This is a genomic window from Streptomyces sp. NPDC102462, from assembly GCF_044765425.1.
GTDB lineage: Bacteria > Actinomycetota > Actinomycetes > Streptomycetales > Streptomycetaceae > Streptomyces.
Window position 1 is genome coordinate 1 of record NZ_JBIWKB010000035.1, and the last position, 22,564, is coordinate 22,564.

A 22,564-nucleotide genomic window follows, 5' to 3' on the forward strand; every position below is an offset into this window, starting at 1 on the left:
CGGACAGAACAGCCGGAGGACAGCCCAGCAGGGCGTCAGTCAGTGCCCGAGCCACGACTACCGGAACCTGAGTATCAGCATCAATGTCAGTGCCGTTGAACCGCAGCCGCCGTGCCATGTCGCCTCCTCGGGACGGGGGTGGCCGCAACCAGCATCACCGTGTGCGCGGGTCCCCTTCAACAGCGTGTCAGACCCGGCCGGGCGGGATGATCCTGGCAACCGTAGGCGGCTGGCTCGCGGCCTCCGAGCTTGCGCGGCTGACGGTCCACGACGACGGGACGGCATCGGGGCCCGTGCTGGGCGGCCAGGTCAGCTTCATGCTCGCGCGCCCGCACCTGCCGCCGCCGCTCGGTCTCCTGCCGGACCTCGGCGCGGGCACGGAGCGCGAGGCCGTCGTCGGGGCCGACGTCCTGGACGACTGGACGACGCGGTTCGTCGTACAGGCCGCCGTCCCCGATGCGCAGCGTCTCACCCTGGAGATGGACGGGCGGCAGCAACACGTCCTGGTCGACGTCGAGTCCGGCTCCTGGGCCGCGCTGTGCGAGGAGAACGGCCGTTGGATCGTGCGACAGGACGGTGAGGTCGCGCTCTGGGACGTGGCCGAGGAGTAGCTGGGGCGCTGGCATGCCGTCGGAAGCCCGGCGGAGTTCACGATCACCGTCACGGCGGACGGGCAGACATGCCACTGGTAGGCCGGCTCCTCCCAGTGGGGCGGGGGCGTGGGGAGGGTGTGGTCGCGGGGTGCAACCCGGTGCCCGCACGGGACGTAACACGGTCGACGCACGCAAACTCTCCGACGACTTCACCTTCACTCTCAAACGAACAGCGACGTGGTTGAGAACGTAGATGTGGCCTGGGCACCGAAGAATGCGGTGGGCCGCTTCATTTCCGCCGACACGATCTACCCGCCGATCCCGGCGGCACTGGAGGAAGACGCATGACCGAGCAGACGACAGAAGAGCGACCGGGCATCGCAGCCGCGATCGTGGTCCGGGACGGTGCCGTGCTCATGGTCCGCCGCCGGGTCGCGGAAGGTCAGCTGTCGTGGCAGTTCCCCGCGGGCGAGATCGAGCAAGGCGAGAGCCCTGAGCAAGCGGCAGTGCGGGAGACCTTCGAAGAAGTCGGCATGACCGTGACCGCGCTCAAACTGCTCGGAGAACGGGTCCACCCCAAGACTGGTCGCAGCATGTCGTACGTGGCCTGCGCCGTAGAGTCTGGGGCCCCCTACGTCGCCGACGAGGAAGAGCTGGCTGAAGTCACGTGGGTCCAACATCCCCAGATTCCCGAGTACGTGCCGTACGGCCTCTTCGCTCCGGTGCAGGCTTACCTTGACGCCGCGCTGATCAGATAGCCTCCCCGCTTTGACCGGTCGCCACCTCAGGCTGCCCGATGCGCGGCGTGGGGAGGGTGTGGTCGCGGGAGTGTAACCGGGGGGCTCTGTGCGGCAAGGGCCGTACCGCTCAGAATCACGCTACCGATCGATTCTCGTCGACAAGCAGTTTGCTGCCTCAGCGGGCCCCCGTGGTCGCGCAGTCGAGACCGGCGCAGGCTCGTGTTCCGTTTTGACTCAGCACAGCAACTGCGGCAAGACGGGCGGCAATTCATCGCTTGTTCCGGTTCCTGCAACTCTCAGCGTCAGTCACCGGGCCGCCATGTCAAACAGGCATGACGCCCAGGACGACATTGAGTCTTCTCCTCGTAACTCGCATGCCTCCTGGACGTCACCCATGCGATTGTTGTGACAACTGGGGCTACAACACAGGGCCGTGACATCAACGCCGCGTCACGGACAACTCGGCTTGTGCGCCAGCCAGATGACCAGGAGGGGAACAGAAATGAACAGAGTCAGATTCATCGCCGCCACGCTGCTCACCGCGGCGCTCGCGGTACCGACGGCCACAGCCGTCGCCGCTGACGCCTATGGGGGCGGCGCTCACGCCTGGTCGCCGGCAGGCGGTGACAGCGGGAAGATATCCGTCAAGGACAACAGCAGTGACGGGGATCCGGTGAAGGCCGAGTACTACCGGGAGGCCAGCCCGGACACGAAGCGGACTTTGTGGAATCACAGCGGGCCGGGCACCACCGCAACTTCCGGCGACGGGTCCAGGATCTACAAGTTCAAGGCGTGCGACGAGAACTACGGCGACCCGGACGACTGCTCCGGCTGGGTCATACCGTAACCCGGTCCGCCACGGATGTTTTTGCCGCATCAGCCCGACCGGGCTGGTGCGGCGCTCTCCTTTCTGACACAAGAGGCCAGATTCTGTGAAACAAAGTGATTCCGCCGGGCTCCGGGTGAGCGGCCTGTGCTATCAGGTCGGGGGACGAACCCTCCTCGACACCGTCAACCTGTCCGTCGCATCCGGCGAGTCGGTTGCGGTGACCGGCCCCAGCGGGTCCGGCAAGTCGACGCTCCTCATGTGCGTCCTCGGGCTGATCAAGCCACAGGCGGGCACGATCACCGCCGGGGGCCGGGAGATCACCGGGCTCGGGTCGGCGCAGCTCGCACAGGTGCGGCGGGAAACCCTGGGCATGGTGTTCCAGTTCGGCGAACTCCTTCCCGAACTCAGCCCGGTGGAGAACGTGGCCCTGCCGGTCCTGCTGAACGGCGGCCGCCACCAGGACGCCTACCGGCGCGCGGAAGAACTCCTCGGTGAACTCGGCGTCCCCACCGGATCCACCCCCACCGGGATGCTCTCCGGCGGCGAGCGCCAGCGGACCGCCGTGGCCCGCGCCCTGATCACCGAGCCTGCCGTCCTTCTGGCCGACGAACCCACCGGGGCCCTTGACCCCGAGGCCAAAGAGGGAGTCGCCCACCTGCTGTTCACCGCCGCCCGCGACCGGGGCTGTGCGCTGCTCCTCGTCACGCACGACCCCTCGGTGGCCGGACGGGCCGACCGCCGCCATGAGCTGCAGGGCGGAATCCTGGCCGAAGCGGGAGCCCTCTGATGCTCACGCGCATGCGTACCGCGGGCACACTGCTCAGGATCGGCCTCGCCGCGGGCCGCTCCAGCCCCGGCGACCGCCTGCGCTGGTGGGGCCTGTTCGGCGCGGCCCTCGCCGTCGCCTTCGCCACCCTGGCCACCGTGGCCACGCTCGCCACGTATGACGGCCGCGAGAGCCGGGCAGACGCCCGAGGAGCGGTGTTCACCGACAGCAGGCATGCCGCACTGCTGTACCGGGAGGGCGCCGACGCCATCGGCAGCCGCCCTGTCTCCGTCGTGTTCCTCCACCCCCTCACGCCCGAAGCCCCCGTTCCCGCCGGCGTGCCCCGCTGGCCCGAACCGGGCGAGGTGTTGCTCTCACCCGAACTCCTGCGTACCGGAGACTCGGAGGGGATCCGCACCCGGTACGGATCGTTCGCCGGAACCATCACCGCCGACGGCCTGGTCTCCCCGTCCGAACGGCTCGCCTACGTCCGGGTCGAGGACGCTCCTCCGAAGGACGATCACCGATGGCGACCGGTAGCCGCTTTCGGAAGCGGCGGAGGAGCCACAGGAGAAATGATCGACCAAGCTCCTGTCACGTCTCCCCTCACCGCGATGTGGGCCCTGGCCGGAGTGCCCGCCGTCGCCCTGACCGTGATCAGCGCGCGGGTCGGCTCCCGCGCGCGTGATCGGCGCAGCAGCCTGCTGCAAGCCCTTGGCGGGACATGGCGGCACCGGATGATCGTCAACATCGGCGAAGCGGCGCTGCCTGCGGCGCTGGGTACCCTCGTCGCGCTCATCCCGTACGCCGTCGCCTCCATGCTGGACATCCGCCTGGCACCCACCGGATACGTCCTCGACCACCGCGACGTATCGGGCGCATGGCCCAGCGCCGTCGCAGCGGCGGCCGTCTCCCTCTGCGCGGTTCTGGGCCTGGTCGTGGCCACGCACCGTGTCCACCGGGACGGCAGATCCACGCGCCCGACCTCGTTCACGTCCCACGTTCCCGCCTGGCGCCTGCTGGCCTGCGGAGCCGGTCTCGCACTGGTCCTGACCAGTCAGTACGTTCCCCGCAAAGCCCAACTGATCGTGTTCACCTTCGGAACCGTCATCATGTGGGCATTCCTGTCCTCCGTCGTCGCCCTCGGCACCCGCCACCTGGGCGCCTGGCTCGCCGACAACGGCAGACGCCGGGGTCATGCCGGACGCATGATCGGCGGACGGTGGACACATGCGCATCCCGGTGTCATCGTTCGACTCGCGCTGGCCATGGTGATCGGCATCGGGATCGTCGCCCAGATGCAGGTGTGGACCAGCAGGCTCGGAGAGCACTCACAAGCGGCGATCGCCACACACCAGCGGGTCAAGGACACCGTGATCGAGCTGAACACCAGCAGCATGACCGCGGCACAGATCGACCGATTCCGTGCCTCCCTTCCCCCCGGATCGCTCCTGCTGACCCGCACCACGCACGATCCAGGACCGCCCGAAGAGCCGTGGGTGTCGATCGAGGGATCCTGTCAGGACCTGCGCGCGCTGCACGTCGCCTGCACCGGCGACACGAAGACCGCGGCAGCACGCAGCGCTCAGGTGGACGAACTGCGCCGCTGGTACGGCGACATCAGGTTCACGCAAGCCTCCCGGATCGCGGTGAAGGCGGACGGCGCCCAGTCCCTCCTCGTCGTGACCCCCACCCCAGGGCATCTCGCCGCGGTCAAGCAAGCCGCATACACGCTCCCCAACCCTTCCGTTCAGGTCACCGAACTGGGTGGTACCTGGCTGGGGTCCTCGCGCACCCGTCTTCCCCACTGGATCCAGCTGTTCGGCATCACCGGCATCCTCTTCCTGCTCGTAGCCGGGGCCGTGAGCGCGGCAGCGGAGTTCGTACGGATCCGCCACGCCCTCGCCCCGCTGTCCGTCCTGACGGGCCGGCGCCGTGTGTTCCGGTCGGTGAGTTCATGGCACCTGACCGTCCCGTTGCTCATCTCCACTGTGGTGGCCGGGGCCGTGACCGCATGGCATTCGGTGTTCTTCATCGCTCTCGTACGGGAGGGCTCCGTGTCCTGGACCGTGCTGGCAGCCGGCATCGCGACATGTGCCGTGGTCTCGCTCGCCGTCGGATTCCTCGGCGCACGCGCAGCGGCACGAGAGGCCGACCAGTGGAGGCCGGCAGCCGACTAAGCGCTCCGCCGGCTGGGCCGCGTTGTGCCGTCGGTCGTCTACGGCAGCGTCGTGGCCGGTCGCGCAGTTCCCCGCGCCCCTTCGGGGCGCTGTCGGGCTCATTGGCGGAGATGAGACAGGGCCCCTTCCTTCACCGGGTAGGGACGTTCGCGGGGCAGGAGTTGCCGCGCGGCGTCCAGGTCTCCGGCCTGTACATGGGCATGGATGGTGCGGGCGAGCGATGTGAAGTCGGTGATGGAGACGGTCCACTCATCGGCGTAGAGACGTGCGGCTTCACCGGCGAGGCCGAGTTGGAGCGACCGGTGGGCAAGGGGCCGAAGGCGCAGGTCGCGTTCGGGGTCCCACTGCACCCGGGCCGGGGCTCGCTTCAACTGGCGCTTCCACGTGGCGCGGTCGGCATGGAGCCCATGCTCGTAGTGGGACAGGCAGGCGTGTTCCAGCGCCCACTCGAAGCCTTCACGCGAGATCTCGATGGCGAGGACGGTCTCCTGTCCTTCTTTCGCCCCCCACCCACAGCGGTACATCATCCACAGGAACGACGGCTTGATCCATGTCATCCGGTCCCGCTGCCACAGGGTCGGGAAACGGCCCTCCTGAGCGGCGGGCAGACCGATTTCCGGCGCGTACGCCTGGTAGACGGTGACCGTGGAGTCCGTGTGCAGGGCTCGAATCTGGTATTTGGGTTCTGCCACGGGGACCAGGGTGGGCACACCGCTGCGCGCGCGCCATCGAATTACCCCGCTCGTAGCGGCGGGGCAAGCGACAGTGTTCCGTGAGTCAGGCCGTTGGGGCGGTCCCGCGCCAGAAGGCTCGCGATGAGGTCCTTTTGCGGATGGTCCACCCGGACCGCCGCCCGCCGGTGGGCACCGCAGGACGTCGAGTCGCCGCCGGCCATGCTTCGGTCGATCGGGGCCCGAGGTTGCCGGACCCCGGGTCTAGGAGGCGGAGTTGCGGCGGCCCGATCCGCGGGCGGTCTTGCCGGGGGCGGCACCGGTCGCCGTACCGGCCGAGGACTGGCGCCCAGAGCCGCGGCCCTGCGCCCCGGCGGCGCCGGTCGTCGCCCCACCGGAACCCGCCCGGCGGGCAGCGCGGCGCCCGCCGTTCGTGGACGTGCCGGCGGAGGCGGTCCCACCGGTCGTGGTCCCGCCCGATCCCGCCCGGCGGGCAGCGCGACGCCCGTCGGCCGCGGACGTGCCGGCAGAAGCTGCCGTCCCGGCGGCACCGCTCGCCGCCCCACCGGATCCCGCCCGGCGGGCAGCGCGGCTCCCGCCGTTCGTGGATGTGCCGGCGGAGGCCGGCGTCCCGGCTGCGCCGCCGGAGGCTGTCGGTTTGGATCGGCGGTCGGCGCCCCGGGCGCCCGTTCCGGTGGCGGCGCCCGCCCCCGGGGACCCGGAGCCGCGGCGGCGGGCGGAGCGGCTGCCGGGCTCGGTGTTGGATTTGCGGGCGGGGCGGGGCGCCGGGTCCGCCGGCTGGGGGACCTCGATGGTGACGGCCACGCCGGACGGCTCACGGGCGCCGGTGATGGTGGCGAGTTCCGCGTCGCTCGATGTGATGCGGGCCGTCTGTGGCCGGATGCCCGCGTCGGACATGAGCCGGGTGACGTCCCGTTTCTGCTCGGGCAGGACCAGCGTGACCACGCTGCCGGAGCCGCCGGCGCGTGCCGTGCGGCCGCCCCGGTGGAGGTAGTCCTTGTGGTCGGCCGGGGGATCGACGTTCACCACGAGGTCGAGGTCGTCGATGTGTATGCCCCGGGCCGCGACGTTCGTCGCCACCAGCGCGGTGACCTGGCCGTTCTTGAACTGCTCCAGGGTGCGGTTGCGCTGCGGCTGGGAGCGGCCCCCGTGCAGCGCCGCCGCGCGGACGCCGACGGCCAGCAGGCGCTTGGCGAGCCGATCGGCCGACCTCTTGGTGTCGAGGAAGAGGATGACCCGGCCGTCACGGGCCGCGATGCGCGTGGTGACCGCCTTCTTGTCGGTCTCGTCCTGGAGGTGCAGCACATGGTGTTCCATGGTGGTCACCGCCCCCGCCGACGGGTCGACGGAGTGCACCACGGGGTCGGTCAGGAACTGCTGCACCAGACGGTCGATGGTGCGGTCCAGGGTGGCCGAGAAGAGCATGCGCTGCCCGTCGGACCGCACTTGCCGGATCAGCTTGGTGATCTGCGGCAGGAAACCCATGTCGGTCATCTGGTCGGCTTCGTCCAGCACGGTGATGCGTACGTCGCCGAGCACGCAGTCCCCGCGCTCCACAAGGTCGTTGAGCCTTCCGGGGCTCGCCACGACCACCTCGGCGCCGCGCCGCAGCGCACCGGCCTGCTTGGTGATGGACAGCCCGCCGACCACGGTGGCAAGCCGCAGGTTCACCGCTGCCGCATACGGGGTCAGCGCGTCCGTCACCTGCTGGGCGAGTTCACGGGTGGGCACCAGCACCAGGGCGAGGGGCGCCTTGGGCTCCGCGCGCAGTCCCGCCGTACGGGCCAGCAGTGCGAGCCCGAACGCGAGGGTCTTGCCGGAGCCGGTGCGCCCCCGTGCGAGTACGTCACGGCCGGCGAGCGAGTTGGGCAGGGTGGCGGCCTGGATGGGGAAGGGGGTGGTCACGCCCTGCGCGGTCAGGGTCGTCAGCAGTCCCGCGGGCATGTCGAGACCGGCGAAGTCCTCGACGGCGGGGAGCGCGGGTGTCGTGCTTTCCGGCAGCCGGAACTCCCTCGGTGACGACGCGGACGGCCGGGGCGATGACGCGGACGGCCGGGGCGACGAGGCGCGCCGGTTCGGCTTCTGGGGTCTGCGGGACATGCAGGGTTCTGCCTTCCTGAAAACAGCACAAACCGGGGTCTGCACCATGACGGTGCGGACCCCGGTGAGAGCGGATACGCGTCCGGCGATCAGGCGGGGACGATGTTCTCCGCCTGCGGGCCCTTCTGGCCCTGCGTGACGTCGAACGAGACCCGCTGGCCCTCCTGAAGCTCACGGAAGCCCTGGCTCTGGATGTTCGAGTAGTGAGCGAAGACGTCGGGGCCGCCGCCGTCCTGCTCGATGAACCCGAAACCCTTTTCGGCGTTGAACCACTTCACGGTTCCCTGTGCCATGTCCTTCTCCTTCTGTAGGCAGAGGGCCCATCCGGAGGTGCCGGAAACGAACAATGCGCCTGCAGGAGAAACATTCCCGTCAGGCGCACATGGGTTCATGGGTACCACAACTGCAACACCGAGACCGTAGCACAGCTCCGCGCCCAAAGGAGCCGGTGAACTCGCCCGTTCGGCTTATCCGCTCGTCATGTAAGGGATGCGTGAAGATCCTACAACTGCGTCATGGTGTGCGAGCGAGTTCGCTCCGGACGCCCATCTATTGGCGAGGAAAGGAACGGGTAGTGGATCAGCGGCAACGCCGGCGGTGGTCCGGCGGCATGTCCTTGGCCCTGTCGGCCGCCTTATCGGCATCACTCGCGGCGACGGGGGTGGTCACGGCGGTGTCCCCGGCGGTGGCCGACTCCGGGGACGGTGACGCGACCATCCGGGTCGTGCGCGAGGTGAACGCGAACGGCAAGTGGGACCAGGTGCTCGAACCGGGCATGGCCGGGGTCACGGTCGTACTGACCGACGACGCCGGGCGGTCGATCACCGGGACCACGCAGGCGGACGGCACGGTGAAGCTCACACCGGGCAACAGCCTGGGTGGCGGCAAGTACCGGGTCGAGGTGAAGAACCCCGACCCGAAGGTGCTCTACCCCGGGTTCGCCTCGGCGCGGCCCAACCTGATCGATCCGACGGTGCTGTCGTCGAACGTGGAGTTCGTGGACCTGTCGGGTGGCAAGAACGTGGAGATCACCACCTCGTTCTGGTCCCCGGAGGACTACTGCCAGAAGAACGCGCCCCTGGTCGCCGCCTGTCAGAACCCCACGATCCCGCCGCCGAACCCGACGCCGCCGAGCAGGCGCACCCTGACGCAGATCCCGTTCAACGCCCGCGGCGTCCAGATGCCGTCCGAGGATCCGCCCAACGCTGACCAGTCGAAGGCGCTGGCCACGGAGGCCCAGACCGGCACGGTGTGGGGCCTGGGCTACAACAAGGTGAACAAGAACCTGTTCTCCGCCGCCTACGCCAAGCGGGGCTCGGCCTACGGCCCGGGCGGTCCCGGCGCGATCTATGTGACCCAGCCCGACGGGCAGACCCGGGTGTGGGCCACGGTCCCCAACGCCGGCGCCACCCAGCACCACCCGGACGTCAACATGGACGTGGCGTTCAACCCCGTGGTGGGCAAGGAGTCGCTGGGCGACCTGGACGTCAGTTCGGACGGCAAGGACCTGTACGTCATCAACCTGCACGACCGCAGGCTCTACCGCTACGACGCCACACAGGCCACCGCCGCCAAGGAGAAGGCGTCCTACCCCATCCCCAACCCGGGCTGCTCAGCGCCGGGTGACTGGCGCCCGCGCGGCCTGGGCATCCAGGACGGCAAGGTCTTCGTCGGCGGCGTCTGCACGGCCGAGTCCACCGGCAACCGGGCCGACCTGCGGGCCGTCGTCTGGCAGTTCGACCCGACCACGGGCCAGTTCACCAACACCGTCATGGACCAGGCGCTGAGCGACTACCGGCGCGGCGGATACGACACCATCCCCTGCGTCGGCAACACGTGGTACGCGTGGTCCAGCGGCCGGCCCACGAGCCAGGTCGACTTCGACGGCGTCACCCACGCCTGCGGCACCGGCGCCCTCCAGAACCCGGAGCCCGAGTTCGACGACATCGCCTTCGAGACCAACGGCGACATGGTCCTCGCACTCGGTGACCGCTTCCCCGACCGCGCCGGCTGGGCCCTGCCCGACTTCCCCGGCTTCCCCGCGACCACCGCGCTCAACGGCGGTGACCTCAACCGGGCCTGCCGCGGCGGCAACCACATGTTCGTCCTGGACACCCACGGCGGCTGTGCCAACCACGCCACCAAGGACAACAACGGCGGTTTCCAGGACCCGAGGGTCCAGGAGTTCTACCCCGGTGAGTGGGGGGCCTTCGGCAACCACCAGGAGGTCAGCCAGGGCGGTCTGGCCCTGTCCAAGGTGGAGACGGTCATGCCCTTCACCGCCATGGACCCCCTGTCCGTCCCGAACAACTGGTGGACGGGCCACGGGCTGATCTGGGTCGACCGCCAGGACGGCACCCGGCTCGGGGACCCCGACGGCGACAAGGTCGACAACGGCGGCGCCTACCTGAACAACCAGTTCGGCAAGGCCCGCGGCATCGGCGACCTCGAAGTCCTGTGTGACCAGGCGCCGCTGCAGATCGGCAACCGGGTCTGGAAGGACACCGACCAGGACGGCGTCCAGGACCCCGGTGAGGAACCGGTGGTGGGTGCCACGGTCAACCTGTACGACGCCGACGGCAAGAAGATCGGCACGGCGGTCACCAACGAGCGGGGCGAGTACTACTTCGACTCGACCGTGACCAAGAACGTCAAGCCGGAGGACTTCCCGTACGGCAAGACGTACACCGTGAAGATGGACAACCCGGCCGACTATCAGGCCGGTGGCGTCCTGGACGGCTGGAAGCCCACCCGGCCCAACCAGGGCGGCAACGACCAGATCGACTCCAGCGGTGAGACGTCCGGCAACCCCTTCCCGGCCGTCCAGGTCACCCCGAAGGGCGCCGGCCAGAACGACCACGGCGCCGACTTCGGCTTCGTGAACCCGCAGGCCGACCTGTCCGTGATCAAGATCGGCCCGGCCCTGGTGGGCCCGGGCAAGGACATCGAGTACCAGATCATGGTCACCAACAACGGGCCGAACACCGCCACGCGCTGGACCGTCACCGACCCGCTGCCCGAGGGGATCACCGACGCCAAGACCTCCAACGCGGACTGCGGTATCGCCGCCGGCCAACTCACCTGCACCGGAGGCCCGCTGGGCGTCGGTGAGAGCCACACCATCACCGTCCGCGCCAAGGCTCCCGTCCCCGAGCAGACGGTCGTGCTGAACAACTGCGTCAAGGTCACGGGCACGGAGCCCGACCCCAACCCCGACAACAACGACTCCTGCGTCGACACCGTGGTCCCCGGGGTCCCGCTCATCGACCCGGCCATCGGTGGCGCGGCCGCCGCGGCGGCCCTCGGCGGCTTCCTCCTGATCCGCCGCCGCCGCAACGGCGCCCTCCTCTGACCGACAACCCTCTCTGGCAACCGGTCCCTCCCCACACCGTGGGGAGGGACCGGCCGTTTCCGCCGTGTCACAGCCGCCGTCGGCCCGGCGCTGACTGGTGCGCTGCCTCCATCGTGCCGATGGCGCTCACCCCGGAGCCCTCACCTGACCGCACGGGGAGTACGCAGGCCACGCGGGGCCCCGGAGCACTCGCGGGCCCCGGCTCACGGGGCGCCCGGGCGCCGGGGCCGAGCGTAAAGTTTGCGGTGTGAACCCGAGACTGACTTTGCTCAGTACGGTGGCTCTCGGAGTCCCGGAGAGCGAAGTCTTCCGGCTGGCGCTCCAGCACACCGTGGGTGAGCTGCGCGCTCTGGGCGGAATGGTTCATCTCTGTGGCCCTACGTCCGTGTTGTGCCTGGCGTCGGCCGTCGGTCTGCCACCCGCCCTCACCCGCCCCTGGGAGATCATCGACCAGCAGAGCCCGCTTGCCCCGGCGCGTGCCCTGCGCCGGGGCACCGCTGTATGGCTGCCGCTGCCCCCCGGCGAAGCCGCCGACGCCCCAGGGCCCGGCACGGGCCTGGCCGCCCTGCCGGTGTCCGGCGGGGGCCAGATCGTGGGCACCCTCACCGTTGTGACAGGCGACCGGAGCGAGCCCACCCCGGAGCACTGGGACTTCCTCCGGACCGTCGTCGCATGGGCCGAGGAGCGCATGTCCCAGGCTCCGAAGATGGCCGAATCCGCGCCGAGGGAGCCCGACAGCGAGCAGCCCTGGCAGGGAGTGCCAGGGCTCAGGGTCGGCTGGTGGGACTGGAACCTCCAGACCGGTGAGTTGATCTGGGACGCGGCGATGATGGAGTTCTACGGCAGCAGACCGGCCGATTACACCGTAGAGGTCCAGGACTGGATGCACGTTCTCCACCCCGACGACCTGGCGCCCACACTGGCGGAGGCGCAGCGGGCGATCCGCGACCACTCGGTGTACGACGCCGCTTACCGGGTACGGCGTCTGGACGGCACGTACGCCTGGTCGCGGGGCCGCGGTCTGCCCATGTACGACGACCGGGGCCGGCCGTTCCGGATGGTCGGCGTGAGATGGGAGAGCAGCGAGTCGCCTTCCGCCCGGGACGCGCTCAGCCGGGCCCTTCGTCAGATGAGCGACGGTTTCCTGGCGGTGGACGCCGAATGGCGCATCATCTTCACCAACCTGGAAGCGGAACATGTGCTGGGTTTCTCCCAGGAGGAGCTTTTCGGGCGTGTGCTGTGGGATCTGCCCGCCGCACGGTGGATCAAGGGCCTGGAGCGTCGCTGTCGGAAGGCCGCCGCCGAGGAGCAGCCCGCCAGCTTTGACGTACGCCTGCCGGACACGGGGCGTCGCTACCGGCTGCGGCTGGTCCCGGGGCCCGTAGGCTGCGTCCTCTATCTGACGGACGTCACCGAGAAACTGCGTATGCAGGAGGAGCGCCGGGCGGCCGACCGTGCCGCGTCCGAGCGAGCGACCCGGATCACGGAGCTGACCGCGGCGCTCGCCAAGGCGACGACATCACAGGACGTGGTGGGCGCGGTCGCGCAGTGGGTACTGCCACTGTTCGACGCCGTCGGACTCATGGTGCAGGCCATCGAGGGAAAGCGGCTCATCGGTGTCGGAGCCGTCGGCTACGCGGACGACTTCCTCGACTTCCTGAACAGCCGCGCCACAGCGGGCACCAGCCCGGCCTGGATGGTGATGCGGTCCGGAACACCGGCGTTCCTGTCCTCGCCGCAGGAATACGCCGCGTACTCGCCTGATCACACCGACCTGCCCGGCATCGCCCACAAGCAGGCCTGGGCGTTCCTGCCGCTGGCGGCGTCCGGTTACACCTTCGGGGTGTGCGTCGTGTCCTGGGACCGTCCGCATCGGCTCAGCGACGACGAGCGCTCATTGCTGACCACGATCAGCGCCCTCGTCGCGCAGGCCCTGGAGCGGGCCCGGCTCTACGACGCCGAGCGCATCCGGTCCCGCGAACTCCAGCGCAGCCTGCTTCCCACCGGCCTGCCCGAGCTGCCCGCATGCGTGACCGCCGCCCGTTACCTCCCCGCCGGGCAGGGCATGGACGTGGGCGGCGACTGGTACGACGTCATCCCGCTCTCCAGCGGCCAGGTCGCCCTCGTCGTCGGTGACGTCATGGGCCACGGGCTGCCCGAGGCGGCCGCCATGGGCCGCCTGCGCACGGCCGTCCACACCCTGGCCGGCCTCGAACTGCCCCCCGACGAAATCATGGGGCACCTCAACGAAATCGTCGGCGGCATGGGCGAGGAGTCGTATGTGACCTGCCTGTACGCGCTCTACGACTCCACCACCCAGGTCTGCTCGATCACCCACGCCGGGCACCCGCCCCCGGCCCTGGTACACCCCGACGGCACCGTGCGGTTCCCGGAACTGGGCGACGACCCGCCTCTCGGTGCGGCCGAGCCGCCGTTCCAGACAGTCGAGCTGACGCTGCCCGAAGGCACCCTGGTCGTGCTCTACACCGACGGCCTCGTCGAGTCGGCGAAACGCGACATCGACGCGGGCATGGCTGACCTGGCCAAGCTCCTGCGTACCGCCCACGAGGATGGCAGCGACGCGGATCTGGAGCGCCTCTGCGACACTCTGACGGCCGGCCTGCTCCCCGCCGAGCACCAAGCGGCCGATGACACAGCGCTCCTCGTCGCCCGCCTCCACGCCCTGAACGCGGACAGGATGGCCTCCTGGCCGCTCACCGAGGACCCGAAGGCGGCCGGCCTGGCCCGCCGCCACGTCCGTGAGCAGCTTTCCGCCTGGGGCCTGGACGACCTGACATTCACCACGGAACTGTTGGCCAGCGAACTGGTGGGCAACGTCGTACGCCACGCCAAGGGCCCTGTCAGCCTGCGTCTGCTGCACGGAGCCGAACTGATCTGCGAGGTCTTCGACGGCAGCCTCACGATGCCCCGTATGCGCCGCGCCGCGGACACCGACGAAGGCGGCCGCGGGCTGCAGCTGATCACGGCGCTCTCGCAACGCTGGGGCAGCCGCTACACGGCGAAAGGAAAGTGCATCTGGACCGAGCAGGCCCTGCCCGGCCCGGACCGCCGCGGGAACCAGTCGCCCGATGCCCTGGAGCTGATGTTCCCGAGCACGGACGGATTCGACGTGGACCCGACCGAGCACTTCGGGGAGGGGGAGTAGCAAGGGCTGCTTCAGGCCCTGGGCCGCTCGTGTCACCGCCCGCTCGCCAGTGCCTCGTGCACTCCGGGTTCCTTCGGGCCGAGGAAGTGGGGGTCCGGTCGGAACGTCGTCTCCAGGGCCGCCTTGCCCGCCGCGAAGATCTCGCGGACGCCGCCGTAGTACCAGGTGACGTCGCGCTCGTCGGCCACGCCGACGCCGTAGGAGTCGATGCCCGCCGCCTCGCACAGCGCCACCGCGCGCCGGATGTGGAAGTCCTGGCTGATCAGCAGGGCCCGGTCGACGCCGAAGATCTTCTTCGCCCGGACACAGGAGTCCCAGGTGTCGAAGCCCGCGTAGTCGCTGACGATCCGCCCGTCGGGCACGCCGTGCCGCGTCAGATACGCGCGCATCGCGTCCGGCTCGTCGTAGTCCTTCCGGCTGTTGTCGCCGGTGACGAGGACGACCTCGATCCGGCCCGCCCGGTACAGCCGCGTCGCCGCGTCCAGCCGGTGCGCCAGGTACGGCGACGGCTCGCCGTTCCACAGTCCGGCGCCGAAGACGACCGCGACCTCGGCGCGCGGCGCGTCCGCGGTGCCGCGCAGCCGGTCGGCCGTGGACAGATGCAGCCAGGTCGCCGGGGACAGGGCCAGTACGCACCCGGCCACCACGCCCTGCACCAGCCGCCGCTGCCCGGCCCGGGTGCGCGGCAGACGCGGCCGACGGATCCTCATGCGGTGCCCCCGTTTCTCCCCGGGGTGGCTTCGCCCCGGTCGGTTCCCGCGGGGGAGGACGCGGCGGAAGAGGAGCCGGTTCGCCTCACCGCGCGCGGCCCGGGGGCGTGATCCGCCGGAAAACGTCCGTGACCGGCAGGCAACGGGCACGCAACCTGCTGCCGTCAGGATCGGTTCATGACGGCGTCGAACCACCCTCGCGACGAGTCCCGTGCCCGCCTCGACAGCACGGCGCACCCCATGCGCAGCATCAGCAGTCACCTGGCCGGTCGGCTCGGCCGCAGCGCGCTCGACGGCAGCCGCCGCCCGGGCCCGCCCGCCCTGGTCCTCGTGGCGCACGGCAGCCGCGACCCGCGCGCGCTGCGCACCGCACACGCGATCATGGAGCGGGTACGGCGGCTGCGTCCCGCCGTGCCGGTCGGGCTCGGCCACATCGAGCTGAACGAGCCGCTGCTCCCCGACACCCTCGCCGGTCTCGACGGCGCCCCGGCAGTGCTCGTTCCGCTGCTGCTCACCCGCGGCCACCACGTCAAGCGGGACATCCCGGAGGCGGTCGCCGCCGCGGCCCCGCACGCGCGCGTGGCCGCCCCGCTCGGCCCGCACCCGCTGCTCGTGGACACCCTGTGCGCCCGGCTCGTCCAGGCAGGCTGGCGCACCCCGACGACCGAGGCCGCCCGCCGCGGCAGTGGGATCGTGTTGGCCGCCGCCGGTTCCCGGGACCCCGACTCGGCGGCCGACACCCGTCGCACGGCCAGCCTCCTCGCCGACCGCCTGGGCGTGCCCGTCGTCCCCGCCTACGCGTCCGCCGCGGCACCGACCGTGCCCGCGGCCCTGCGCGCGCTGGCCGACCGCGGCCGGCGCCGGATCGCGGTGGCCGCCTGCTTCACGGCCCCGGGCCGGTTCGCCACCCAGTGCGCCGAACAGGCCCCCTGGATCGCCTCCGCCCCACTGGGCGCCCACTACGCGCTGGCCCACCTGATCCTGCACCGCTACGACCAGGCACTGGCGACCCCGACGACCACGACCCCGGAACTGGCCTCGGCATGACACCGTAGGCGTCCCCCTCGGGAGGTCACCCGGCGGCGCCCATGACACCCCCGCCCCGACACCCCCCGGCAGACGCGCGGGCGTCCCGTCGTCGTCCGGATGTGCCGGTCGGCGCTTACGGTCTAACCATGGCACCCGCACCCCCTGCCGGCTACGACCCGGCGTCGGCCGACCGCTGGGCCCCCGAACCCGACAAACGCCCGGGCCGCACCGCGTTCCAGCGCGACCGCGCGCGCGTGCTGCACTCCGCCGCGCTGCGCCGCCTGGCCGGCAAGACCCAGGTGGTGACGCCCGGCACCATGGGCCCCGCCTGGGACGCCAGCCCGCGTACCCGGCTCACCCACTCCCTGGAGTGCGCCCAGGTCGGCCGCGAGCTGGGCGCAGCCCTCGGCTGCGACCCCGACCTGGTCGAGGCGGCCTGCCTCTCCCACGACCTGGGCCACCCGCCGTTCGGGCACAACGGGGAACAGGCGCTCAACGAGTTCGCGCGGGACTGCGGCGGCTTCGAGGGCAACGCCCAGTCCCTCAGACTGCTCACCCGCATCGAACCCAAACGGTTCACCCCGGAGGGCTCCGTCGGGCTGAACCTCACCCGCGCGGTCCTCGACGCGGCGACCAAGTACCCCTGGCCGCGCGGCGCCCACCCCAGCGACCCCGCCTCGCCCAAGTTCGGCGTGTACGAGGACGACCGGCCGGTCTTCGACTGGGTCCGCAAGGAGGCCCCCGGCACCCGCACCTGCTTCGAGGCCCAGGTCATGGACTGGTCCGACGACGTCGCGTACTCGGTGCACGACGTCGAGGACGGCCTGCACGCCGGCCATATCGACCCCGGCAGTCTGCGGGCCGGCCCGGAACGCCGGTCGGTGTTCGAGGTCGCCGTCGGCCGGTACGTACCCGCGGACACCGACCACGCCGAACTCGCCGCCGCCCTCGACCGGCTCCAGGACCAGGAGTGGTGGCCGCACGGCTACGACGGCACCGCGGTCGCCCAGGCCCGCCTCAAGGACGCCACCAGCCAGCTCATCGGCCGGTTCTGCCTGGCCGCCGAGGGCGCCACCCGGGCGGCCCACGGCAGCGGGCGGCTGACCCGGTACGGCGCCGAACTCGTCGTGCCCCGGCCGACCCGGATGGAGTGCGCGGTCCTCAAGGCGGTCGCCGACCGGTATGTGATGCAGCGCGCCGAGCAGGAGCGGCTGCGCGCGGACCAGCGCGTCGTCGTCGCGGAACTGGCCGAGGCGCTGACCGCGCGGGCCCCCGACGGCCTGGACCCGCAGTTCCGGGCCCTGTTCGAGGCGGCGGCAGCCGACAGCGCCCGCAAGCGGGTGATCGTCGACCAGATCGCCTCGCTCACCGACGCCTCCGCGCGCTCGTTGCACGCGCGCCTGACGGGACGCACGTGACGAACCCGTGAGACTGATGTGATGCATGTGACACGGACGTGTCCCTCCGTGGCCTGATCGGGTCACTCCCCCTTCCCGCGCCTCGCTCCGTGCGGGAGGCTCATGTGGCGGCACGCTTACGAGGAGGCATCACGTGGTCGACGCGGACCAGACATTCGTCATCGTCGGAGGGGGCCTGGCCGGGGCCAAGGCGGCGGAGACGCTGCGGTCGGAGGGCTTCACCGGCCGGGTGATACTGATCTGCGACGAACGGGACCGCCCCTACGAGCGCCCGCCGCTGTCCAAGGGCTTTCTGCTCGGCAAGGAGGAGCGCGACAGCGTCTTCGTGCACGAACCCGCCTGGTACGCGCAGAACGACGTCGAACTGCACCTCGGCCAGACGGTCGACGCGATCGACCGCGCCGCGAAGACCGTCCGCTTCGGCGACGACGGCACCCTCGTCCACTACGACAAGCTGCTCCTCGCCACCGGCGCCGAGCCCCGCCGCCTCGACATCCCCGGCACCGACCTCGCGGGCGTCCACCACCTGCGCCGCATCGCGCACGCCGAGCGGCTCAAGGGGGTGCTCGCCGCGCTCGGCCGGGACAACGGCCACCTCGTGATCGCGGGCGCCGGCTGGATCGGCCTTGAGGTCGCGGCGGCGGCCCGCCAGTACGGCGCCGAGGTCACCGTCGTACAGACCGCGCCGACCCCGCTGTACGGGGCCCTCGGACCCGAGCTGGGCAACCTCTTCGCCGAACTGCACCGGGAGCACGGGGTCCGCTTCCGCTTCGGCGTACGCCTCACCGAGATCGTCGGCCAGGACGGCATGGTCCTCGCCGCCCGCACCGACGACGGCGAGGAGCACCCGGCGCACGACGTCCTCGCCGCGATCGGCGCGGCCCCGCGTACCGCGCTGGCCGAGTCGGCGGGCCTGGAGATCGCCGACCGGGCGCACGGCGGCGGCATCGTCGTGGACGAGCGGCTGCGCACCTCCGACCCCGACATCTACGCGGCCGGTGACGTGGCGTCCTTCCCGCTCGCGCTGTTCGGCACCCGGCTGCGGGTGGAGCACTGGGCCAACGCGCTCAACGGCGGCCCGGCCGCGGCCCGCTCGATGCTCGGCAGGTACGAGGTCTACGACCGCGTGCCCTACTTCTTCACCGACCAGTACGACCTGGGCATGGAGTACAGCGGGTGGGCGCCGCCCGGCTCGTACGACCAGGTCGTGATCCGCGGGGACGCGGGCAAGCGGGAGTTCATCGCGTTCTGGGTCAAGGAGGGGAGGGTGCTGGCCGGGATGAATGTGAACGTGTGGGATGTCACAGGGCCGATCCAGCGGTTGATCCGTTCGGGGGTGCGGGTGGATACGGAGCGGTTGGCTGATCCGCACGTGCCGTTGGCTGCGCTGGCTTGAGCGGTTCGCCTACGCGTCTGCCTTCGTCTGTCGTCCGGCGGGTGCGGGTTGTTTGTGGCTGGTCGCGCCGTTCCCCGCGCCCCTTTGGGGTGCTGGTCGCGTCGTTCCCTGTGCCGCTTGGGGGCGCGGAGGTGACCGTAGAATCGGGGTGTGGCTGGGCGGATTAATGACGAGGACGTGAAGGCGGTGCGGGACGCTGTCCCGATTGATGCCGTGGTGTCCGAGTACCTCCAGCTGCGCAACGCCGGCGGCGGCAACCTCAAGGGCCTGTGCCCCTTCCACGACGAGAAGTCGCCGTCCTTCCAGGTCAGCCCGAGCAAGGGACTCTTCCACTGCTTCGGCTGCCAGGAGGGCGGCGACACCATCACGTTCGTGATGAAGGTCGACCACCTCTCCTTCTCGGAGGCGGTCGAACGCCTCGCCGCCCAGGCGGGCATCACCCTGCGCTACGAGGAGGGCGGATACAACCCGGCGCACCAGCGCGGCGAGCGCATCCGCCTGGTCGAGGCCCACAAGATCGCCGCGCAGTGGTACGCGGAACAGCTCGCCACCAGCCCCGAGGCCGAGACCGGCCGGATCTTCCTCGCCGAGCGCGGCTTCGACCAGGCGGCGGCCGTGCACTTCGGCGTCGGCTACAGCCCCCAGGGCTGGGACCACCTCACCCGCTATCTGCGCGGCAAGGGCTTCACCGACAAGGAACTGGTCCTCTCCGGCCTGTCCCAGGAGGGCCGCCGCGGCCCCATCGACCGGTTCCGGGGCCGTCTGATGTGGCCGATCCGGGACATCGGCGGCGAGGTCGTCGGCTTCGGCGCGCGCAAGCTGTACGAGGCGGACAACGGCCCCAAGTACCTCAACACCCCCGAGACGGCGATCTACAAGAAGAGCCAGGTCCTCTACGGCATCGACCTGGCGAAGAAGGAGATCGCCAAGAGCAGCCGCGCGGTGGTCGTCGAGGGCTACACCGATGTGATGGCCTGTCACCTGGCCGGGGTCACCACGGCCATCGCCACCTGCGGCACGGCCTTCGGCGGCGACCACATCAAGATCCTGCGCCGGCTGCTGATGGACAACGGCTCGGCACGGGTGATCTTCACGTTCGACGGGGACGCGGCGGGCCAGAAGGCCGCGCTGCGCGCCTTCGAGGATGACCAGAAGTTCGCCGCCGAGACATACATCGCCATCGCGCCGGACGGCATGGACCCCTGCGATCTGCGCCTGGCCAAGGGCGACGAGGCGGTGGCCGACCTGGCCGAACCCCGCACCCCGCTCTTCGAGTTCGCGCTGCGCCAGATCGTCGGCCGCTACGACCTGGACACGCCGGCGGGCCGCGCGGCCGCCCTGGACGAGGCCGCGCCCGTCGTCGCCCGCATCAAGAACAGCGGCGCGCAGCACGAGGTCGCGGTCGAACTGGCCGGCCTGCTCGGCATCCTGGACACCCAGTTCGTGGTCAAGAGGGTGGCCCAGCTGGCGCGTTGGGCGCGCGAACGCGGCGGCGGTCGGTCCCCGTCGCCGGCCCGCGGCCCGCAGCAGTACGAGGCCGCGGCCCCGCGCCGTACCGGAGCAGGACCCGCGCTCAACCTCCGCAACCCGGTGTACGCCACGGAACGCGAACTGCTGAAACTCGCCCTCCAGCGCCCGGAGTTGGTCTCCCCGGCGTTCGACGCGTACGGCGTCGACGAGTTCACCGCTGCCCCATACGCGGCCGTCCGCGAGGCCGTCATGGAGGCGGGCGGCGCCGAGTACGGCGTACAGGACTCGCAGGAGTTCCTGGTCCGGGTGCGGGAGGCGGCCCCGGACGACACCGTCCGCGCGATGGTCACGGAGCTGGCCGTCGAGGCCATCATGCGCCGCACGGTCGACGAGACCTATGCGGGCGAACAGCTCGTGACCGTCCGCCGCCGGGCCGTCGCGCGGCGGATCCAGGAGATCCAGATCACCGTGCGCCGCCTGGAGGCGGGCGGCGACCCCGCCCAACTGGCCGCCGCCCGCAACGAACTGTGGGTCCTCCAGCAGTACGACCAGGCCCTGAAGGTGCACGGCGCGGCAGCGCTGTAGGCCGGGTCACCGCAGGGTCACGCACCGGACGCAAAAAGTCATCGCACGACTCTCGTGGCGGTGATGTGTCTTACCCCACACTGGGGTGCGGTGCCTGAGTCCTCGGAGCGCGGCAGATCCGTCCCCCACGGGTCCCACAACCCCGCGGTTCCGCTCATCTCGTACGGGACGGACAGCGGCAAGGCCGTCGACTCCGCCCCCGACGTACCGCTGCCGCACACCCGGGCAGCGATCATCCTGGAGGTCGCCCCCGTGCAGACCCAGACCCTCGCCCAGACCGACATCAGCACGCCGGACGCGCCGGACGCCGAGACCGATGTCATCGTGGCCGTGCCCCCGCAGAGCCGCGTCGCGCTGCACCCCGAGACGGAGCCGGACGGACCCGCCGAGCCGCCCGCCGAGGCGCTTGCCGCCGAGGCGCCGGAGCCCGTCGAACCGCCCGCCGCGCGCGCCGAGACCGGCGGCCCCACCTCGGACCTGTTCCGCCAGTACCTGCGCGAGATCGGCCGTATCCCGCTGCTCACCGCGGCCGAGGAGGTCGAACTCGCCCGCCGGGTCGAGGCCGGACTCTTCGCCGAGGAGAAACTGGGCAGCACCCCCGACCTGGACAGCCAGCTCGCCCTCGACCTGGACCGGCTGGTGGTGCTGGGCCGGATGGCCAAGCGCCGGCTCATCGAGGCCAACCTGCGCCTCGTGGTGTCCGTCGCCAAGCGGTACGTGGGCCGCGGACTGACCATGCTGGACCTCGTGCAGGAGGGCAACCTCGGTCTGATCCGGGCCGTGGAGAAGTTCGACTACGCCCGCGGCTACAAGTTCTCCACGTACGCCACCTGGTGGATCCGGCAGGCCATGTCCCGCGCGCTCGCCGACCAGGCCCGCACCATCCGGGTGCCCGTGCATGTCGTGGAACTCATCAACCGGGTCGTGCGGGTGCAGCGCCGCATGCTCCAGGAGCGCGGCCACGAGCCCACCCCGGAAGAGGTCGCCGCCCACCTCGACCTGGCGCCCGAGCGGGTCGGCGAGGTGCTGCGGCTCGCCCAGGAGCCGGTGTCGCTGCACGCGCCGGTCGGCGAGGAGGACGATGTCGCCCTCGGTGACCTCATCGAGGACGGCGATGCCGCGAGCCCCGTGGAGTCCGCCGCCTTCCTGCTGCTCAGGGAGCATCTGGAGGCGGTGCTGTCGACGCTGGGGGAGCGCGAACGCAAGGTCGTCCAGCTCCGCTACGGGCTGGCCGACGGGCGGCCCCGCACGCTGGAGGAGATAGGGCGCATCTTCGGCGTCACCCGGGAACGGATCCGGCAGATCGAGTCCAAGACCCTCAACAAACTCCGCGACCACGCCTTCGCCGACCAACTACGCGGCTACCTCGACTGACGCCGGGGCCACCCACCTCAGCGGAGGCCGTCGGCGACGACGCCCCGCGTCCCGCATCGGCGTCGAGGGAACCCACCCCTCTGCCGCCGCCCGCACCGCCGGGCTGCACCGATGCCGGCACCGCGGACCCGCGGGTACCCGCCTCCCGGACCAGCTCACGGCCG

At 71.0% G+C, this 22,564-nt stretch carries 16 protein-coding genes; 12 read left to right on the top strand and 4 right to left on the bottom strand.

Annotated features, from left to right (window positions below):
- The first annotated feature begins 206 nt into the window (after positions 1–206).
- The 5 genes from ACIRFL_RS27010 (at position 207) to ACIRFL_RS27030 (ending at position 5,108) form a co-directional block, all read left to right on the top strand.
- A complete protein-coding gene (locus ACIRFL_RS27010) occupies positions 207–611 on the top strand; it encodes a hypothetical protein (protein ID WP_404033373.1) in 405 nt (134 codons plus the stop codon).
- Between the two features lie 326 nt (positions 612–937).
- Positions 938–1,351, top strand: a complete 414-nt coding sequence (locus tag ACIRFL_RS27015; RefSeq protein WP_404033376.1) for an NUDIX hydrolase — start codon at positions 938–940, stop codon at positions 1,349–1,351.
- Positions 1,352–1,835: 484 nt separating this feature from the next.
- Positions 1,836–2,180, top strand: a complete 345-nt coding sequence (locus ACIRFL_RS27020; protein ID WP_404033379.1) for a hypothetical protein — start codon at positions 1,836–1,838, stop codon at positions 2,178–2,180.
- A gap of 85 nt (positions 2,181–2,265) precedes the next feature.
- On the top strand, positions 2,266–2,949 hold the full coding sequence (locus ACIRFL_RS27025; protein WP_404033382.1) for an ABC transporter ATP-binding protein: 684 nt from the start codon (positions 2,266–2,268) through the stop codon (positions 2,947–2,949).
- A complete protein-coding gene (locus ACIRFL_RS27030) occupies positions 2,949–5,108 on the top strand; it encodes a permease (protein ID WP_404033385.1) in 2,160 nt (719 codons plus the stop codon). The genes ACIRFL_RS27025 and ACIRFL_RS27030 overlap by 1 nt, the downstream gene beginning before the upstream one ends.
- Before the next feature lie 98 nt (positions 5,109–5,206).
- On the opposite strand, the gene ACIRFL_RS27035 is transcribed toward ACIRFL_RS27030, so the two are convergent.
- The 3 genes from ACIRFL_RS27035 to ACIRFL_RS27045 form a co-directional block, all read right to left on the bottom strand.
- Positions 5,207–5,800: a DUF4291 domain-containing protein gene (locus tag ACIRFL_RS27035; RefSeq protein ID WP_404033387.1), complete on the bottom strand. Its 594-nt coding sequence runs from the start codon at positions 5,798–5,800 to the stop codon at positions 5,207–5,209.
- Positions 5,801–6,043: 243 nt separating this feature from the next.
- On the bottom strand, positions 6,044–7,900 hold the full coding sequence (locus ACIRFL_RS27040; RefSeq protein WP_404033390.1) for a DEAD/DEAH box helicase: 1,857 nt from the start codon (positions 7,898–7,900) through the stop codon (positions 6,044–6,046).
- A gap of 89 nt (positions 7,901–7,989) precedes the next feature.
- Entirely contained in the window at positions 7,990–8,193 is a 204-nt protein-coding gene (locus ACIRFL_RS27045) for a cold-shock protein (RefSeq protein ID WP_059194910.1), read from the bottom strand.
- A 281-nt stretch (positions 8,194–8,474) separates the two neighbouring features.
- Between ACIRFL_RS27045 and ACIRFL_RS27050 the strand changes: the two genes are divergently transcribed.
- A complete protein-coding gene (locus ACIRFL_RS27050; protein ID WP_404033394.1) occupies positions 8,475–11,252 on the top strand; it encodes an SdrD B-like domain-containing protein in 2,778 nt (925 codons plus the stop codon).
- A 247-nt stretch (positions 11,253–11,499) separates the two neighbouring features.
- Entirely contained in the window at positions 11,500–14,418 is a 2,919-nt protein-coding gene (locus ACIRFL_RS27055) for a SpoIIE family protein phosphatase (protein WP_404033397.1), read from the top strand.
- A 32-nt stretch (positions 14,419–14,450) separates the two neighbouring features.
- Here the strand turns inward: ACIRFL_RS27055 and ACIRFL_RS27060 are convergent, their stop codons facing one another.
- Positions 14,451–15,128 carry a vancomycin high temperature exclusion protein gene (locus tag ACIRFL_RS27060; RefSeq protein WP_404033399.1) on the bottom strand — a complete coding sequence of 226 codons (678 nt, stop codon included), beginning with the start codon at positions 15,126–15,128 and terminating at the stop codon, positions 14,451–14,453.
- Between the two features lie 177 nt (positions 15,129–15,305).
- Here ACIRFL_RS27060 and ACIRFL_RS27065 point away from each other — a divergent pair, with 177 nt between their 5' ends.
- The 5 genes from ACIRFL_RS27065 to ACIRFL_RS27085 all read left to right on the top strand — a co-directional run bounded on the left by ACIRFL_RS27065 (position 15,306) and on the right by ACIRFL_RS27085 (position 22,400).
- Complete coding sequence (locus tag ACIRFL_RS27065) at positions 15,306–16,175, top strand: sirohydrochlorin chelatase (protein WP_404033402.1); 870 nt, start codon at positions 15,306–15,308, stop codon at positions 16,173–16,175.
- Positions 16,176–16,303: 128 nt separating this feature from the next.
- Positions 16,304–17,575: a deoxyguanosinetriphosphate triphosphohydrolase gene (locus tag ACIRFL_RS27070; protein WP_404033405.1), complete on the top strand. Its 1,272-nt coding sequence runs from the start codon at positions 16,304–16,306 to the stop codon at positions 17,573–17,575.
- A 133-nt stretch (positions 17,576–17,708) separates the two neighbouring features.
- Entirely contained in the window at positions 17,709–18,971 is a 1,263-nt protein-coding gene (locus tag ACIRFL_RS27075; RefSeq protein ID WP_404033408.1) for an NAD(P)/FAD-dependent oxidoreductase, read from the top strand.
- Between the two features lie 150 nt (positions 18,972–19,121).
- The gene (gene dnaG, locus ACIRFL_RS27080; protein ID WP_404033411.1) at positions 19,122–21,026 is read left to right on the top strand and encodes a DNA primase; all 1,905 of its coding nucleotides are present in this window, start codon (positions 19,122–19,124) and stop codon (positions 21,024–21,026) included.
- A 90-nt stretch (positions 21,027–21,116) separates the two neighbouring features.
- Positions 21,117–22,400, top strand: a complete 1,284-nt coding sequence (locus ACIRFL_RS27085; RefSeq protein ID WP_404033414.1) for an RNA polymerase sigma factor — start codon at positions 21,117–21,119, stop codon at positions 22,398–22,400.
- Positions 22,401–22,564 lie beyond the last annotated feature (164 nt).

Bases quoted from the DNA above. Each gene is read 5' to 3' on its own strand.
- ACIRFL_RS27030 (WP_404033385.1), top strand. From the start codon at position 2,949: ATGCTCACGCGCATGCGTACCGCGGGCACACTGCTCAGGATCGGCCTC.
- ACIRFL_RS27015 (WP_404033376.1), top strand. From the start codon at position 938: ATGACCGAGCAGACGACAGAAGAGCGACCGGGCATCGCAGCCGCGATC.
- ACIRFL_RS27045 (WP_059194910.1), bottom strand. From the start codon at position 8,193: ATGGCACAGGGAACCGTGAAGTGGTTCAACGCCGAAAAGGGTTTCGGG.
- ACIRFL_RS27070 (WP_404033405.1), top strand. From the start codon at position 16,304: ATGGCACCCGCACCCCCTGCCGGCTACGACCCGGCGTCGGCCGACCGC.
- ACIRFL_RS27060 (WP_404033399.1), bottom strand. From the start codon at position 15,128: ATGAGGATCCGTCGGCCGCGTCTGCCGCGCACCCGGGCCGGGCAGCGG.
- ACIRFL_RS27010 (WP_404033373.1), top strand. From the start codon at position 207: ATGATCCTGGCAACCGTAGGCGGCTGGCTCGCGGCCTCCGAGCTTGCG.
- ACIRFL_RS27020 (WP_404033379.1), top strand. From the start codon at position 1,836: ATGAACAGAGTCAGATTCATCGCCGCCACGCTGCTCACCGCGGCGCTC.
- ACIRFL_RS27040 (WP_404033390.1), bottom strand. From the start codon at position 7,900: ATGTCCCGCAGACCCCAGAAGCCGAACCGGCGCGCCTCGTCGCCCCGG.
- ACIRFL_RS27065 (WP_404033402.1), top strand. From the start codon at position 15,306: ATGACGGCGTCGAACCACCCTCGCGACGAGTCCCGTGCCCGCCTCGAC.